Raw genomic sequence first — 15,634 nt, 5'->3', positions numbered from 1 at the left:
CAGGGTCAGAGCACTGTGGCGAGGGGCCCGTACGCCCTCCGCACACTGCAGCACGGTGAGGTGCCGGCCGACCTGGAAGCGCTGGCGAACGGGAAGCGACCCTCGTCACGGAGAGCCAGCCCACCCATCAGCGCACGACGGAACGCGCGATGCGGAATCCCACGTCGTCGATCTGGAAGGTCGGGTGGCTGCGGCGCCGCACCGAGGCCCGGCAGCTCCAGGGCTCGTCGAACCAGCCACCGCCACGCAGCACCCGATAGGTGCCGTAGACCTCGGCATCGTAGATGTCCCAGCACCACTCCCAGACATTGCCCAGCATGTCGTACAGGCCCCATGCGTTGGGCTGCTTGCCGCCCACGTCATGAATCCGCTCGTGCGAGTTGCCGCGATGCCAAGCGATGTCGTCGAGCTGCCCGTACCGCGCGCCGGCCGTACCGGCACGACATGCGTGCTCCCACTCGGCCTCGGTCGGTAGCCGGTACCCGTCAGCGGATGCGTCCCGCTCGATACCCTCGACGTCGGCGTGGAGGCGGTACGCGGGCGCCAACCCGTCCTGCTGGGACAGGGCGTTGCAGAACCGGACGGCGTCCAGCCACGAAACGCCCTCGACGGGCAAGTGGTCGCCTTGGGCGGCGCTCGGCCGCCGGCCGGTGACCTGTGCGTACCGTGCCTGGGTGATCGGGAACGCCGCGAGCTGGTAAGGCGCAAGCTCGACCGACCAGCTGCGCTGCGTTCGCCGGTCCGACAGCGTCACCTGCCCCGGTGGGACGGCAATCATCTCGTGTCGTGCGCTCGCGTCCATGGACAGGTGATCTTACCAACCGCCTGTCTCTCAAGATCCCGAAGTCGTACGGGCGTTACAGCCGGACGATGACGAGGGCGATGTCATCGCGGGCGCCGGCGCTGACGCCGAGGCGTGCCAGCAGTGCATCGGCGAGGCGTTCCGGACTCAACTTGCTGCAGTGGGAAAGGGCGTCGGCGAGGCGGGCCACACTTGCGTCGATGTCTTCGTCACGGCGTTCGATGAGCCCGTCGGTATAGAGGACGAGGGTGTCGCCAGGTGTGTACGGAAGGTGGGCCTGGGGGCGGGGCACATGTTCGGGGCGGGCGCCCAAGGGCGGGTCGGTGGCTCGGTCCAGGAGTTGGTGGGTGCCGTCGGCGTGCAGCAGGACGGGCGGTGGGTGACCGGCGCTGCTGTAGATGACCTGGCGACCGGCGGTGTCCATCAGCACTTGGACGGCGGTGGTGGCCAGGGCTTTGTCGACGGAATGGGCGTACAGGCCCAGCACTGTCAGTGCCTGGGCGGGGCCGTCGACGGAGCGGGCGGCGGCACTGAGGGCGCTGCGGAGCATGCCCATGACGGCGGCGGCTTCCAGTCCGTGGCCGACGACATCGCCGACGGAGACGGCGAAGGTGTCCCCCGGGAGGTCGACGACGTCGTACCAGTCGCCGCAGACATTCAGTGAGCCGATGGCGGGGAGGTAGCGCACAGCGATGTCGCGGTGCCGGGCAAGGTCGGGCGAGTGGAGCATGGCCTCCTGCAGGGTGACGGCGACCTGGCGCTCGCGGGCGTGGGCGCGGCGCAGCTCCTCGTTGAGGTGTTGCAGCGCGCGTGCCCGGACATACAACTCGGCCTCCATCGCCTCCTCCCGCTCGCTCAGATGCCCGCCCGGCATCTGACGGGCCCGGCGGGAGTGGACGAACGCGGTCACGTCCTCCACCCGGTGGATGATCCACGCGACCGTGCCGTCCGGCCCGAGGACAGGGGTGTTGATCGTGGACCACCAGCGCTCCTCGAACACCCCCGGCCGGCCGGCGACGGGGATGTCGTACCTCTGGACCGCCATCGTGTCGGGCTCCCGGGAAGCCAGAACCCTGCGCAGCGAGGAGTGGAGGTTCTGCACCCCTTCGGCGTCGGAGTCCGCGGGATTGTCCGGGAAGGCGTGGAAGACGTACTGCCCGATCAGATCGTCCCGAGTCCGTCCGGTTGCCTGGAGGTAGGCCCGGTTGACGTCCACGATCACCAGGTCCGGATCGAGCACCAGGCATGCACTCGGCGTCGCGGCGAACAGCGCCGCATGATCGAGATCCGGTCTCCTCACGCGCTCCCTGCCCATCCCTGCCGCTCACGGCCCGCCCGCCCGATCCAATCTACGAGGCGTCTGGCGCCTGCGCCTGCCGCGACACCGCCGCATTGTGGAGGGTGGACCTGGATCGGTCTGGGGTGGTTAGGCATGACCCATGACCCATGGCCTATGACCCATGGCCGGTACGGCTGGAAGCCCGAGTGAGTGAAGATCACGGCGCTGACGAGTTGCTCGAGCGGCGGGTGTGCGTGTGGCATGCGGTGTCAGCTGCGGAGTCGCCGTGAGCTGGCGGTCAAGGACGGCCACGCAGCCTGATGTGACTGGCCACTTGCGCCGGATGAGTAGCTTGAGTTGGCGGTTGTGAGCGATTTGGGTGGCACTGGGTCTCGCTGCTGAGAAGGGGCTGGTTGGCCTCGCGCTCGCACCCAGCGGGAGCATTCCCGTGGCAGGTGGCACGTGCCACGTGGCTCAGACGGCTCGGGCACGTGCAGGTCCGCGATGACGTGGTGGGCAGGATCACCGGAGCCCACCCATAGAAGTCCACCTGGCCGTCTCCCGACGCGGCCTGCCGCTGTCGATCGCCCTCGCGCCGGGGAACGTCAACGACTGCACGATGTTCCAGACATGCTGGACGTCATCCTCGTGCCCCGAGCCGGGACGAGCAGGCGACGACGCCGACCGACCGGGTCCCGGCTGACAAGGCGAATTCCCACGGGCCATCCGGGCTGCTCAGCGTCCTGGCATAGGAACCGCTTCGACGGGTGTTGGGGCTACCGGTCGACTACGGGGCCAAAACGACCGCTTCCATACCGGCGCGTGAGATGTCGGCCGACAGCCGCGCACTGCCCGTCGAGTCCTCGTACTCCACAGCCAAGACCAGCCGTCGCTCATGACGTCGGTCCCTCCCTGCGAGCGCAGGTCGTGATCCTGCGTATGACAGGCAGTCACAGTCACACTGACCGGCGCTGTTGACAGGACTGCTGAGCGCCGGCGTCACCCCCGTCTTCCGGGTGCCGGGTGCCGGGTACCGGGTACCGGGCGATCCTGGGCGTGCTCCGTTCCCCTTTAAGTACGTCAGCCGGTACGGCATCTTGCTCAGCTCGCCGACCTGCGGGCGCGTACGGCTCCTCCTGGCCGCGGTCCGTGCGTTCGGTGATCGGCGAGCGGCGAGCGGTGCGGGCGTGGTCAGCTCGCGCTGTCGTGCGGGCATGTCTGCTGGGCCGGCGGTGAAGCTTGCGGGTGTGTCGGGCGGAGGGGTTGGAAGTAGTGGGTGAGCGTCCAGCCGCCGATGCGGTTGCCTGCCTGGCATCCGACGATGTCCGCCGTGCGGAAGTGGATTCCGGCCCAGACGCGGGCGTTGATCATGTCCTCGTTGAACTGGTCGGCGTATTCGTAGTGCCGTGTGGTGGCCGTGATTTCGGAGGGGATGTTGAGGTCGAGGTGTGTGGTGCCGAGGATCCCGGTCAGGGTCTGGGTGACCGCGCCGGCGACCGCGGCGTGGCCGCTGATGTAGTCGGGGTGCGGTGGCGTGATGAGCAGTGGCTGCCACTGCGGGTCGGCTTCGGTTGCGGGGTTGTCGTCGGTGTCGGCCAGATGGATGGCGGTGATCGGCCGCCAGAATCCGTAGTGGAGTTTGGCGTCCCATGCGGTGATGACGGCGTCGGTGGCCGACGCGTTCGCCGCAGCGAACATCCGTGCCGTGTCGGCGATGTCGAGGTGGTGCCGGGCGGTGTAGTCCCGGAAGGCCGTTTGGAGCTGCACGGCCAGATTGCCGCCGAAGAACAGGGCGGTTTCGGTCTGGTGCGCGGTGCGGGGCGAGCCGGTCTTCGCCCCCATGACCTTTACCTCGTTCACGTCCTGGGCGTAGCGGGCCGAGGACAGGGCGGGCGGCCCGCCGGGACGGAACTGGGCCGGGGAGGTGAGCAGCAGGGGGCGCAGTCTGCCGAGCCAGGTATCGATGAAGGGCAGGTGGGCGGGCGGGGTGGGCCGCCAGACGCCGGGCGCGGGCGCAGCGGTGAACTCCACCGGTGCGAAGCGGCCGTCGCCTTCGCGCAGCTCGATGAGGTGCTCGGCGGCGCGCTCCCCAAAGGCCACGCCCTGCCTCTTCGCGTTGCCGTCGGGGATCTTGGCGAGGGAATCGGCGTACGCGGCGTCGAGCGGGGCCTGGGAGGCGGGGAAGTAGGTGAGCAGTACGCGGTGTGCGGCGGCCACGGCTGCCGCCTCGGGCGATGCGGTGGAGGGCCCGCGCGCCTGCCACTTGTACGGGGCGTAGTGGCCCTTGATGCCGACCACGGCGTTGTAGACGGCGGCCGAGACGAACCCGTGCCACATGACCACCTGCCCGGAGGGGCGGGTGGGGCTGAGATTGGCGCTGATGGTGTCCGTGGCGATGACGTTCCAGTCGCGGATCGCCGCGGGGTCCGCTGAAGGCGGCGGGTGGCTGTCGGCGGTGGCTGCGGGGCCGGCCACGGCCGTGATGGCGAGGAGTAAGAGTGATGCGACAGCGCCGATGGCTGTCCGTCTGCTCGAACGAGAAGTAGCCATAACCGACTTAACGGCCAAACGGGTGAACGGTCACGCCGATCGCCGGCGGATGGCGCGTGCGCCGGCGCGCGCGCCTTTCGTGGCCGCTCTTCTGCAATGGCACCGATGCGAACAGAAAGGCGTCTGGACCGGGCGTGGGCGGGGCTGGGGACTTAGGGGCTGGGTGCCGGGGCTGCGCCGGCCGGCGTTGGGGCGCCGACCGAATGGCCTCTGTGTGCCGGGCGGCGGGGTGGATCCGAGGTTCGGTGCCATCGTATGAGCAGGTGACTGTCACTGCCGGCCCGAATGTTGGAGAGTTGCTGCTGTCGGCTGCGGAGCGGTGCCGTGCAGTGTGGTGCGGTGCGGTGTGCGGTGTGCGGTGTGCGGTGATGACGTTTTGAAGCTGGGCTGTTGGCGATGGATATGCGCCGCCGACGGGCGAAACCGGATGCCGCTCGCCCAGGACACGGATCCGGATCCGGCACTGCTCGCCGTCGTGCACGCACACCGCCACGGCGTGGACTGTGCGACATCCCGCGAGTTCTCCTCAGCCGTGGCGAGCGCCTGGAGGACTTTCCCACCGGGATTCGCGCAGAAGCCGAATGGTGGACGGGTGTTCTGGACCATGGCGGCCCCCGGCCGACGCCTGCCCCGCAGACAGGGCACCGCCGGCTCTACCTCAACCGAGTCCATCCAGCGCTTGTCGGCTGGTCGAACCAGTACGCGCCCGTCTTCGGGAAACAACCCGCGAAGACGCTCTCACTTACCTCAAGACGCGCGACGGCCATCACCGCCGAGACCAACTCGTTCCTCTGCGGCGGCCGTTCGCCTGGGCCAAGCGCAACGGCCTGATCTTCCGCAGCCCGACCAGCCGCATCAAGGCCGGACGTTACGAGCACGGCGTTCCGCGACCACTGGTGCCCGAACACATCGACCACGCTGTTGCCGCCGTCACCACGCCAGCCGCACGGCCCATCCTTGCGCTTGCCGCAGTGCACGCCGTCCGGGTCGCCCAGATCGGCACCCTCATGCTCGACGACGTTGATCTCGACAACCGCCACCTGACCAGGGCGAACGTGTTCGACCTCAGCGAACCTGCATCTGCTGATCAACAATCAGACCGCGATGCCGAACGGGCGGGCCGGCAACCACTGGATCAGCACGGCCCTTCGCGGACAGGAAGCGACGACCGGAACGGCTCCGAGTCAACCCCGGCGCGAAGAAGCAGTAGCCCGAGGACTTGCCCCACTCCCCCTGGCTGAGGTGTTCGGACTCGACGAGAAGGCCGCCATGCGTGACGCGAACTCGGGGCGCGCACTCCTACAGGGGGCCGCTGAGCAGCAGTAGCGGTAAAACCAGTCGACCGGGTCCTCTCTGAGCAAATTCAGCTGAGACCGGAACGTGGCGCCTGGTCACGCGCCTTTCCAGGGATGCGGGACAACTGCGGCGTTCATCTCGCCATCCACCGACCGCGCCACGTCACGTCACGTCACGTCACGTCACGTCACGAAGACCGCCGTACGGATCGGATCGGATCGAGGAAGGACACATCGTCACCCGCGCCAAGAAGTTCGATGCCTGTCACTCCGTCACTTATCGGCTGGCGCCACCAGGACTCTCTACTTTCCTTCAACTTCCTCATTGCGTCCTTCAGTAGGGGAATTTAGAGTACTTTCATGAACGATCGCCTCTACTCGGTGGAACAAGTCGCCGAACGCCTGGGCCTGCATGTACGCACCATCCGCAACTACGTGCGGGACGGGCGGCTCACCGCGGTCCGCATCGGCAAGCAGTACCGGATCGCGCACGAGGATCTGGAAGTGTTCACCGGCCGTCCGATGCCCGCTCCCCTGAGCGACACGGCCGGGAGGCAACGGCACACCGAGGTGTCGAGCATCGTGGAGATCGACGCGGTCAGCGCCGAGACGGCCGACCGCCTGACCACCCTCCTGATGAGCTCGGCAGCGAACCATCGCCGGGGCGGCGGGCCACTGCGGATCGAGACGGCCTACGACAAGGAGAGGGCCCGGATGAAGATCATTGTCCTGGGCGGCCTGGGCGACACTGCCCGGCTGTTCGACTACATGGAGGGGGTACTCGCATCATGAGCACGATCTACAAGTCCGAAGCCGGTGCAAGCGAGATCCAGCGGCGTTACCGGGAGGAGCTGCGCACCTGGCCGGTCCCCGCCGAGCGTATGCGGGTGCCGACCCGCGAGGGCGAGACCTTCATCGTCGTCTCCGGCCCGGAGGACGCGCCGCCCGTGCTGCTGCTGCACGGCTCAGGGGCGAACGCGACGATGTGGCGGGACGACATCACCTCCTGGGCGCGGCATTTCCGTACCTACGCGGTCGACCTCATCGGCGAGCCCGGCTTGAGTGCGCCGTCCCGCCCGCCCTTGGCCTCCGACGCCTACGCACTGTGGCTGGACGATGTGCTGGAGGGTCTTGGGATCACGAGCGCCTCGATCGTCGGGATCTCCCTCGGCGGCTGGCTGGCGCTGGACTACGCCACCCGTCGGCCCGAGCGGGTGACCCGGCTGGCCCTCCTGTGCCCCGGAGGCCTGGGGAGGCAGAAGGTGGGCTGGCTGGTCAAGGCCCTCCTTCTGCGCCCGTTCGGACGTTGGGGGATGCGGCGGTCGGCACGAAAGGTTGCGGGCCTGGATACGCCGCAGGCCCAGCGCATCCTCGATCATCTGGTGCTGACCTTCACGCAGTTCAAGCCGCGTACGGAGCGGCTGCCCGTCTTCTCCGACGACGCGCTGCGCCGCCTGACCGTTCCTGTGCTGGTGACAGTCGGTGGCCGCGATGCCATGTTCGACTCCGAGGACACCGCCCGGCGCGTGCGCCAGTGCGTCCCGCAGGCAACCGTGAACCTCCTGCCGGAGGTGGGACATGCGATCGTCGGTCAGACCGATTCCGTCCTGGCGTTCCTGCTCGGCTGACCCGTCGTTGCGGTTCGTCCGTGGTGGGGCGGACAAGATACGCCGGAAAGGTGCAATGGGCTGGTCAGGGCGTTGCTCTGACGCTCCGCGTTGGGTGTCGCCGGGTGTGAGCAGAGCGGTGAGTCCGGCGACGGCGGCCGCCAAGTGACGTTGCTCCGGGAATGGCCCGCTTGTGAGAAGCCCGGCGGCGGCGGGCTTGAGTCTCCAGTAGGGGGAGGCATCAAGGTAGGCGCATGGACGGCGACACCGACACCCTCTACTCGATCGGCGACCTGGCTCGGCGTACTGGCGTCACGGTCAAGACGATCCGTTTCTACTCCGATTGCGGAATCGTGGCGCCCATCGACCGCAGTCCGGCCGGCTACCGCCGCTACGGAAAGGACGCCGTCGCGCGCCTGGACTTCGTGCGGACCCTGCGCGACCTGGGGCTGGATCTTCCCACCATCCGGAAGGTCATCAACCGGGAGCTTCCGCTGCACGATGTGGCCGAGGCTCATTCCGAGGCTCTGGACGTGCAGATCCGCATTCTCCGCCTGCGGCGCGCAGTACTGACAGCTGTGGCGAAGCGAGGGTGCACACCCGAGGAGATGAGTCTCATGCACAAGCTTGCCCGGCTCTCCGAAACCGAGCGCCAGTGTCTGGTCGGTGACTTCCTCGATGCTGCCTTCGGCCGACTGAGCGCCGACCCGGCCTTCGCCGGCATCGCGCGCACTATGACTCCGGAGCTGCCGTACAACCCCGGGACCGAGCAGGTCCAAGCATGGGTCGAACTCGCCGAACTGACTCAGGATCCGGATTTTCGTCGCCTCGTTCGGGGTATGGCGGAGGCCCAGGCGGCCGAACGCACCCGCGACGCCAACGGACTTCACCGCGACCTCGCGGCAACCGTAGGTGAACAGGTCGCCCCAGCCCTGGCGTCAGGCATCCAGCCGGCCTCGTCCCAGGCCGACGCGATCGTCTCGACGCTGACGGTCCACTACGCGCGTCTTCTCGACCAACCGGATGACGCGGAGCTCCGTTCTCGACTGTTGAGCCGACTGAAGAGCATGAACGACCCTCGCAGAGAGCGGTACTTCCGGCTGCTCGCGGTGATCAACGGCTGGCATGCTCCAGAGAGTCTGGCGCCGGTGCTCGACTGGTCCGTCCAGGCTCTGCGTATACGCATACGCGTACAGCGGTGACGGGAGCGGTGGCGAGATGACGGCGACGGGCATGGCCGGCTCAGGCGAGCACGCTGCCACATATGGCCAACCGGTGAACACCCCCGTGATACTCGAGGCGGCCGCAACGCCGACCCCGACCGCGCCCGCGCTTGTTCTTCGCCCATGGCATGTGCAGGACGTTGGCGCACTGGTTGAGGCGTATCGGGATCCCGTGCTGCGCCGCTTGACCAGCTCCCCGCCGGACAGCAACGCCGTTGGGGTGCAGTGGATACGGACCCAGCAGCGAGGCTGGGAAGCAGGAGACCGGGTTACCGGTTCGGCATTGCCGTCCTTGAGCGTACCGATCCAGCATCCCAACGATTGGTGGGCAACGTGGTTCTCAAGGACGTCGCATTCGGCGAACCGTTCGCCGAAGTCGGCTACTGGACAATGGCGCACGCACGCGGAAGGGGTGTCGCCTCGTGCCGCGTTGCTCAAAAGAGCCACTACGAGTTCAACAGGACCTTGCCTGCCGCACCGCCCGCCTACCCCCTTGATGGCCATCTGCCCATACGGCGCGCAGATGCCGGAAGCCTCCAGGAGGACTGGGCGACGCCGGCTCGGGTGAGCACGCTGCCGCACAGGGTCGAGAATTCGACAAGTTGAAGGTGGACAAAGCATGGGGGAGCAAGTCCAAGTGCCTTCGGTGAGTCGGGATACGTGGTGACCCGGGACGGCAAGTCGGCTCCATCCTGTGACGGCGGGCGGCGGCCCGCTCGTGGTGTTCGTGGCCGGCGGAAACGGCTCGCGGTCGTCGTAGGGGCCGGGTGCAGCATCAGCGTGTCGCGGAATTCTCGGCAACCGTCGTGTACGACCGCACGGGCTACGGGCGGCGGCGAGCCGGACACGGCGCCGGGAACTCTGGAGCGGCTGGTGGACGACCTGGAGGATCTCGTCGACGCGCGCCGTGCCGATGCCGGGGTCCGTGCGTCCTGGTCGGTCACAGCCTGGGCGGCCCCCTCGTCCGGTCGCTCGCCTACCGCCGCCCGGAACTGGTGGCGGAGATGGCGCTGTTGGACCAGGTCTCCGAGGGCTGCGAGGGCTGCGACTTCTACTCCCGCACGTAGTTCAACCTGCTCAGATCCGTGGCCCATCTGCTTCTGCACCGTCGCCACCCGGTTCGACAAGACCGCCGCTCGCTACCGGGCGGGCGTACAGCTCGCCGCCCTCGTCCTGTGGCTGCGCGATACCTCCGTGTGATCACCGGTAGGAAGTCGGGAGGCCTTCCTCAGGCGAGCGGCTGCGGCCACGCCTGCCGAACCCTGTCCAGTCGGGCACGATGGTCCTCGATCCAACCGTCGGCCGGCTCAAGCAGGACCCGCGCAGTCGTCCTGGACCCCTCACGGTCCGCAACAGAGACTCGGACCTGTCCTGGGTGCAAGTCCGGCGCAGCAAGTTCAACGTGCAACTCGGTTGCCCGCTTGTCCTTCCTCCAAGAGGCGTTCTCACCTCGGGTGAGCGAGTCCAGGACCGCCTCCCACGCCGCGAGATCCTGAGGGAAGATCCAGGTCCGCTGGGTCCCCTTGAGGAACTTGGTGTCCACGATGAAATAGCCCACCAGCACCTGCGGGTCTCCCACGGCATCGCGGCCCGTCACCCGGACAGTCACGCTGTTGCCGCTGCCGACCAGACGAACCAGGTCGATCGGGCCCTCTTCCACGTCGACTCCCGCCCCTTAGAAGTGTGAGTCGGCAATTTATCTCACCCCCAGGGACCGCCTCCGCTCAGTCCGGCGGCTTGTCAGAGAGGGCCTAGGTCTGTTGTGAAAAGGGATCTTGGCCGTGAATGGTCAGGTGACGTGGGGCGTGGAGATCAAAGACGAACGGCCAGTGGGCGCGGCTTGAGCCGTTGCTGCCACTGGGCATCAAGCCGGGCCGTCCACCGGTGTGGGCTCGGCGGCCGTTGATAGACGGCATACGGTGGCGGACCCGGACTGGTGCACCGTGGCGTGATGTGCCGGAACGGTATGGGCTGTAGGACCGTGTCTACGACTTGTTCCGGCGCTGGCAGCGGGACGGTACCTGGGCATGGATCGTCACTCAACCCCAGGCCGAGGCGGACGCGAAAGGCCTGATCACCTGGGATGTGAACGTAGACTCCACGGTCTGCCGGGCCCACCATCGGGGGCGGCAAAAGGGGATCTCCAGAAGGAACTGCCCGGCGGGATCGGCATGGAGCTGGCTGACCACGGCTCGGACGTTCCCGCGGCGGACTGGCCAGCAAGACTTCCACCTCACCAATGAGCCCTTGCAATCCCGTGCTCGGGCTCACTGCTGACCTATTAGATCCACCTTGCCGTCGAGCAGGGACAGAAGCCCCTGGCCATCGTGATCACGGCCGGACAACGAGGCGACGCTCCGCAGTTCGAGCCGGTCCTGGAAGCACTCCGGGTGCCCCGGCTCGGCCTCGGGCGACCGCGCAGGCGTCCGGAGCGGGTTCGGGCCGACAAGGCGTACGACTCCCGCGAGAACCGTGCGTACCTGCGCCGACGCGGGGTCAGAGCGACGATTCCGGTCCCGGCGGACCGGGTCCGCCACCGGCAGCAGCTCGGCTCTCGCGGAGGCCGGCCGCCGAAGTTGGACAAGGCCGACCATCGCGAACGCCACGCGGTTGAGTGCGGGGTCAATCGTCTCAAGCGCCACCGTTGCGGTGGCCACGAGATACAACAAGCTCGCAGTCCGATATGAGGCGACGGTGTTGGTCGCGGTTCTCAACGAGTCGCTGTGAGCAGCCTGCTCACAGACGGTGTCGGTCAGTCAATGCCGGTGATGCGCAGGCATTGGCGACTGCCTCTGTGTCCCAGTAGAAGGGGCGAACCTCGGTGATCCAACCGTCCTTGACCTTGATCGTCTGCAGGATCGAGAAGGCGAGTTCCCGGCCAGTGGCGCGAGCGCGAGCTCGGACCTGAGTGAGAACGACCGTGGTCTCGCCAACGGCGAGGAATGTCTGCTCCGCCATGTCGAACGACTCCCATACCTGGCCCATCTCGAGGAAGAACCGTTCCATGCCCAGATGCCCACGCCAGGTTCCCCCGTAGGGCAGAGCATCAGCTTGATGCAGCACGACATCAGGCGCGAAGAACGGAGCAAGCAAATCGAACGAAGCCGCCCCCGGGCCTCCTGCCGCCAGGTACTCCGCCTCGGCCGCGTACATACCAGTGAGGACGGCGGTTACCGAGTCCGTCTCGAATGAAGCTGTCATGCCGCCAGTGTGATCAACCGAGATGGACCACGCTGGCGGCAACCAGACGTCGACCTGGGGCCGCAGGAAGCACTTTCCCAACAGACCCTGGAGCGCACCTCGAACAGGCAGATCCGCGAGGTCGGTCCGGGGCACCGCCTCCGTGGTCTCCTCCAGCCAGGTCGACGACTCCGGCTCGCCCACCGGCCCGAGCTTGTCCACCGACAGCCGGGCCCGGCCGACGCCCTCTGAGGCAATGATCTCCACCTTGGCGGGACGTCGCCGGCCCCGGCAAGCCGGTCGGCCATCTGCCCCGGGCTGCGTCCCGTGCCTGCGTCAGCTGGGTCAGGTGCCGGAGACCGATGCCCCAAGGCTCAACCCTGCCGCCATCACGTACGCGCACATCCGGCGCCGGCGCCGCATCCGCCTTCTATCGGGTAATTGAACGGCGCCACCGGGCCCTCGGCCAAACCTGATCACAGCCTTACAAGAACACCTTCCGCCACGTTCATGCTCCTGCTTCACCGCGTATTTGAACCCTGCCTTGGGTAGACCGGCGTTACCGGTGGCGGGACTTGCGCCACTCCACTTCTTCGGGCGTCAGCGGGGCGCTGATGTTGTACACATCTCCGACCCGCAGGCTGTCCGGCGTGATGTACTTTCCGTGTGCGCCGATGACAGTGACGGAAACCAGCGAATCGGGTTGCCAGTAGGTGCGGTAGTACGGCGACTGCACCGGATGTTCCGGAATTTCCAGCAAAGATGTGCCACGTTTCTGCAGCAGTCTCTGCAGTTTCTCAAATCGCAGCCTTCGGTCGAACCGCCCGTACCGGGCCCGGAGTGTTTCATTGACGACCTTTCCTCCACCATATGCAAGGCGATGCACTTGGAGGGTGAAGTGGTGGCCCGTCCACGGGCGGTCAGCGGATTCTCGGGACCAAGAGAACTCTGCCATGCCGTAATCGCGCCACATGCTGTAATCGTCAAGAGAGTTCTCGGCGAAGTCCGGCCAAAGAGCTTTGGTGACCTGATCCGGAGTATCTGTCGGCTTCGCGCCGAGCACCGTTCCGGAGGTGATGACGTTCATGTAGAACGCAAGAGAATAGGGGGTCAACTGCCATTCCTCGAACAAGGAAAAGGGGAAATACCTTCACCGGCTATGGATATATCCGTCTTCTGATCAGCCGCGACAGTGCACGCTACATGCGCCTTGCGCCTACACCAAGCGGGTTTCCGGGAGAGGGGCGGAGAGAGCCGGGACCGGTCTTCCGGAGTCAGCGCCCACGGGCGGCTCGGGCAGGTCCCGATCCAGGACCGCGGCCGCCCTCGTGGCGGGCAGCAGGCCGTACGAGACGCTGAATCCGGCGACGGCGTAGGCGTAGGCGTAGGCGTAGGCCGTCGAACGCCTCGACAGGTTCATGACGCTGAGCGGGTACCCCCTCCGTCAGCTGAGCCCGGCATGCGACCACGAGTTACGAGAAAGACCTAAGGGCTGCGCCACGAGATTCCGGAAAGCGCTCATCCAACGTTCAACCAGTGGATAGTATCCGACTTCCACGCAACCTTGGGGGGATCATGACCTATCAGCAATATCCAACCCAGCCTGGACAACAGCCGCCATCGCCGCAAGGTATGTATCCGCCGCCACCGCCGAAGAAGATGAGCGCCGGCGCAAAGGTAGGCATCGGATGCGGCTCCGCATTCGGCGCGATCATCGTCCTCGTCATCATAGGCGCGGTAGTTGGCGGAAACCACGCCAAACCCAAGGCCGCCAAGCCCGACAAGGTCGCCTCGGCCCCCAAGCAGGACCAGGCGAAGGACGACGCCAAGCCGGCGCAGGAGAAGCCGAAGACGGAGTCCAAGGCGGCGCCCAAGTCGCAGGCCCAGCGGTTCAAGGACTTCATCAACGCGTCCGGCACCAGCAAGCAGAAGGCCGCCGCCAAGCACATCACCTCCGTGCAAGGAGCCGACGAGAAGAACGGGATCTTGGATTCTGCGGAGATCCACACCGATTACACCGGCGGACTCCTCGGCCCCAACGGGGGCAATGGCAAGTTGCTCGCCAGCGTCTTCGCCGAATGGCAGCACTCGAAGAATGGGCTGGTCACCGTATACGACGAGGGGGGAGAGATCCTCTCCAACGGCAACTACTGACCTCCAGTAGTCGAGCCTCACCGCGAGGGAACTGCGGTGAGGCTCCGCCGCGCCTACGGTCAGTTAGGAATGCGGCGCAGGGTTCTCGAGGGTGGGTGCAGTCAACGACACGCACGGGTCGACTCGACCTCGGACGCCGCAAGGTCAGGTATTTCTCAGCCCCGCAGCAGGCCGACCTGGCGGCGCCCCGGGGTGAGTTGCGACCATAAGGGGCCATGTGCCGGTGGGTGGTGGTGCGTGCGACGACGAGACGGTGAGGTGAGGCGCCCGTCGGCCTCCAGGCGTAGTCGTTCCTCGTCCGCTCGGCGGAGTGCGATGGTTCTCCGGCGGGAAGCGGGTCGCATCGGTGCTGGACAGCATGGAATCCATGACCGTTGATGTGTACGTCGCACGGATCCGCCGCCAACTGCTCAGACCCGCCCGGCCGGAACCCGCGGGCCTCTTCGTCCGGCTGGCTGTGGGCCTGGCGATCGCCGAGATGCTGGTGTACGCGGTGCAGAAGGTGTACATGGCGGCGCGAGGTGAGGTCGGGATGCCAGGGCACCCCGCTCCCGACTCCGTGCAAGCACAGTTCGAGCACGCCGCGTTCGCCCAGGCGGCCAATGCTTCGCTCGGTGTGATCGCGGCGTTGGTGGCGTTGGCGACCGTCACGCGCCGGGGATCCCGAATCCCGCGATGGACGGTGCTCTGTGCCCTGACGCTCACCCTGGTGATGCAGTCGCTGGGGGCGGCGATCACCTTCCGACGTACGGACTTCGACCTGGCGCACCTTGGAGGGAGCGTCGTGTTCGAGACTCTGTCGGGAGGCGTCCAGATCGCGGCGTGGCTCGTGGTGGCGGTGTCCTACTACGTGCGCACGCGCAGGCCTCGCGTGCAGTTCACAGACCCGAGCGGATTGGTGCCCACCCGTCGCGTTCAGGCCGTAGCAGCCTACGTGGCCTTCGTCTGCGCACTCGCCTACGGTGCGATGAAGGTCGACTGGGCCTTGGGCGGCGAATTCCTGATCAGGCAGACTCCACTCCCCCGCGCCGCTGGGGACGACTTGCTGGACCGCACCACGGGCGCGGTCATGCAGCACTGGGTGTCCGCGGCACTGGCTCTGGTGGGCATGGCGGCCGCGATCCATCTGTCCGGACGCTTCCGGCCGCATACGAAGGTCCGCCGCTGGGTGCTGCTCGTCGGCTCCTGGGCGGGGTGCGCGTTCATGGTGGCGCGCGCGGTCGGGGTCCTCGGCTACGGGTTCGTCAACGATGTGCGGCTGTTGACCGGTCTCGTTTCCGTCCCTCCCGCTTCCATGGACCTCGCGCGTTTCCACGCCCGTTGGGACCTCCTGCTGTGGTCGCCGTACTGGCTGCTCTTCGGTGTGTGCTGGGGTGTGGCGGCCTGGCACTACCGGCGCCAGGGACATACCGATAGCTTCCATAGGCCCCACAGGTCCAACAGGCCCAACAGGCCCAACAGGTCCCAGTCGGCCGGAGCGCGTCTTATGGATCAACCCGGGCCCGGCTGATCCATAAGACAAGCCATCAGACAAGCCATAAGAC

Annotated in this window: 13 protein-coding genes and 2 pseudogenes; 7 read left to right on the top strand and 8 right to left on the bottom strand. The window is 67.0% G+C overall.

Annotated features, from left to right (window positions below; all coding sequences use genetic code 11):
• Window positions 1–127: 127 nt before the first annotated feature.
• The 4 genes from KI385_RS40840 to KI385_RS40825 all read right to left on the bottom strand — a co-directional run bounded on the left by KI385_RS40840 (window position 128) and on the right by KI385_RS40825 (window position 5,671).
• A complete protein-coding gene (locus tag KI385_RS40840) occupies window positions 128–802 on the bottom strand; it encodes a formylglycine-generating enzyme family protein (RefSeq protein ID WP_238577045.1) in 675 nt (224 codons plus the stop codon).
• A 55-nt stretch (window positions 803–857) separates the two neighbouring features.
• Complete coding sequence (locus KI385_RS40835) at window positions 858–2,117, bottom strand: PP2C family protein-serine/threonine phosphatase (protein ID WP_238577044.1); 1,260 nt, start codon at window positions 2,115–2,117, stop codon at window positions 858–860.
• A 1,155-nt stretch (window positions 2,118–3,272) separates the two neighbouring features.
• Window positions 3,273–4,556, bottom strand: a complete 1,284-nt coding sequence (locus KI385_RS40830; RefSeq protein WP_238577043.1) for a vanadium-dependent haloperoxidase — start codon at window positions 4,554–4,556, stop codon at window positions 3,273–3,275.
• 728 nt (window positions 4,557–5,284) lie between these two features.
• Window positions 5,285–5,671 carry a hypothetical protein gene (locus KI385_RS40825; RefSeq protein WP_238577042.1) on the bottom strand — a complete coding sequence of 129 codons (387 nt, stop codon included), beginning with the start codon at window positions 5,669–5,671 and terminating at the stop codon, window positions 5,285–5,287.
• Between the two features lie 615 nt (window positions 5,672–6,286).
• On the opposite strand from KI385_RS40825, the gene KI385_RS40820 reads away from it, so the two are divergent.
• From KI385_RS40820 to KI385_RS40805, 4 genes and pseudogenes are all read left to right on the top strand, one after another.
• Window positions 6,287–6,718 carry a helix-turn-helix domain-containing protein gene (locus KI385_RS40820; protein ID WP_238577041.1) on the top strand — a complete coding sequence of 144 codons (432 nt, stop codon included), beginning with the start codon at window positions 6,287–6,289 and terminating at the stop codon, window positions 6,716–6,718.
• Window positions 6,715–7,554 carry an alpha/beta fold hydrolase gene (locus KI385_RS40815; protein WP_238577040.1) on the top strand — a complete coding sequence of 280 codons (840 nt, stop codon included), beginning with the start codon at window positions 6,715–6,717 and terminating at the stop codon, window positions 7,552–7,554. The genes KI385_RS40820 and KI385_RS40815 overlap by 4 nt, the downstream gene beginning before the upstream one ends.
• A 233-nt stretch (window positions 7,555–7,787) precedes the next feature.
• Entirely contained in the window at window positions 7,788–8,735 is a 948-nt protein-coding gene (locus KI385_RS40810) for a helix-turn-helix domain-containing protein (protein WP_238577039.1), read from the top strand.
• Between the two features lie 151 nt (window positions 8,736–8,886).
• A pseudogene (locus KI385_RS40805) lies at window positions 8,887–9,362 on the top strand (GNAT family N-acetyltransferase).
• Between the two features lie 622 nt (window positions 9,363–9,984).
• Here the strand turns inward: KI385_RS40805 and KI385_RS40800 are convergent.
• Entirely contained in the window at window positions 9,985–10,416 is a 432-nt protein-coding gene (locus KI385_RS40800) for a DUF5959 family protein (protein ID WP_238577038.1), read from the bottom strand.
• 188 nt (window positions 10,417–10,604) lie between these two features.
• On the opposite strand from KI385_RS40800, the pseudogene KI385_RS40795 reads away from it, so the two are divergent.
• Window positions 10,605–11,483 (top strand): annotated as a pseudogene (locus KI385_RS40795) (IS5 family transposase).
• Between the two features lie 9 nt (window positions 11,484–11,492).
• Here the strand turns inward: KI385_RS40795 and KI385_RS40790 are convergent.
• The 3 genes from KI385_RS40790 to KI385_RS40780 all read right to left on the bottom strand — a co-directional run bounded on the left by KI385_RS40790 (window position 11,493) and on the right by KI385_RS40780 (window position 13,356).
• Entirely contained in the window at window positions 11,493–11,957 is a 465-nt protein-coding gene (locus tag KI385_RS40790; RefSeq protein ID WP_238578049.1) for a nuclear transport factor 2 family protein, read from the bottom strand.
• A gap of 538 nt (window positions 11,958–12,495) precedes the next feature.
• Window positions 12,496–13,050, bottom strand: coding sequence for a hypothetical protein (locus KI385_RS40785; RefSeq protein ID WP_238577037.1), 555 nt, complete (start codon window positions 13,048–13,050; stop codon window positions 12,496–12,498).
• 102 nt (window positions 13,051–13,152) lie between these two features.
• Window positions 13,153–13,356, bottom strand: coding sequence for a hypothetical protein (locus KI385_RS40780; protein WP_238577036.1), 204 nt, complete (start codon window positions 13,354–13,356; stop codon window positions 13,153–13,155).
• A 155-nt stretch (window positions 13,357–13,511) separates the two neighbouring features.
• Here KI385_RS40780 and KI385_RS40775 point away from each other — a divergent pair, with 155 nt between their 5' ends.
• Window positions 13,512–14,090 (top strand): hypothetical protein, encoded by a 579-nt coding sequence (locus tag KI385_RS40775; protein WP_238577035.1) that lies wholly within the window; start codon window positions 13,512–13,514, stop codon window positions 14,088–14,090.
• A 367-nt stretch (window positions 14,091–14,457) separates the two neighbouring features.
• A complete protein-coding gene (locus tag KI385_RS40770) occupies window positions 14,458–15,600 on the top strand; it encodes a DUF3995 domain-containing protein (RefSeq protein WP_238577034.1) in 1,143 nt (380 codons plus the stop codon).
• Window positions 15,601–15,634: the final 34 nt, after the last annotated feature.

This window comes from Streptomyces inhibens, from assembly GCF_022221585.1.
GTDB classification, from domain to species: domain Bacteria; phylum Actinomycetota; class Actinomycetes; order Streptomycetales; family Streptomycetaceae; genus Streptomyces; species Streptomyces inhibens.
Note: the sequence above shows the minus strand (reverse complement) of the source record. Positions and strands in the feature narration are given on the sequence as shown.

Coding starts and splice junctions, on each gene's coding strand:
- KI385_RS40840 (WP_238577045.1), bottom strand. CDS start 802: ATGGACGCGAGCGCACGACACGAGATGATTGCCGTCCCACCGGGGCAG.
- KI385_RS40835 (WP_238577044.1), bottom strand. CDS start 2,117: ATGGGCAGGGAGCGCGTGAGGAGACCGGATCTCGATCATGCGGCGCTG.
- KI385_RS40820 (WP_238577041.1), top strand. CDS start 6,287: ATGAACGATCGCCTCTACTCGGTGGAACAAGTCGCCGAACGCCTGGGC.
- KI385_RS40815 (WP_238577040.1), top strand. CDS start 6,715: ATGAGCACGATCTACAAGTCCGAAGCCGGTGCAAGCGAGATCCAGCGG.
- KI385_RS40810 (WP_238577039.1), top strand. CDS start 7,788: ATGGACGGCGACACCGACACCCTCTACTCGATCGGCGACCTGGCTCGG.
- KI385_RS40790 (WP_238578049.1), bottom strand. CDS start 11,957: ATGACAGCTTCATTCGAGACGGACTCGGTAACCGCCGTCCTCACTGGT.
- KI385_RS40780 (WP_238577036.1), bottom strand. CDS start 13,356: ATGAACCTGTCGAGGCGTTCGACGGCCTACGCCTACGCCTACGCCTAC.
- KI385_RS40775 (WP_238577035.1), top strand. CDS start 13,512: ATGACCTATCAGCAATATCCAACCCAGCCTGGACAACAGCCGCCATCG.
- KI385_RS40770 (WP_238577034.1), top strand. CDS start 14,458: ATGACCGTTGATGTGTACGTCGCACGGATCCGCCGCCAACTGCTCAGA.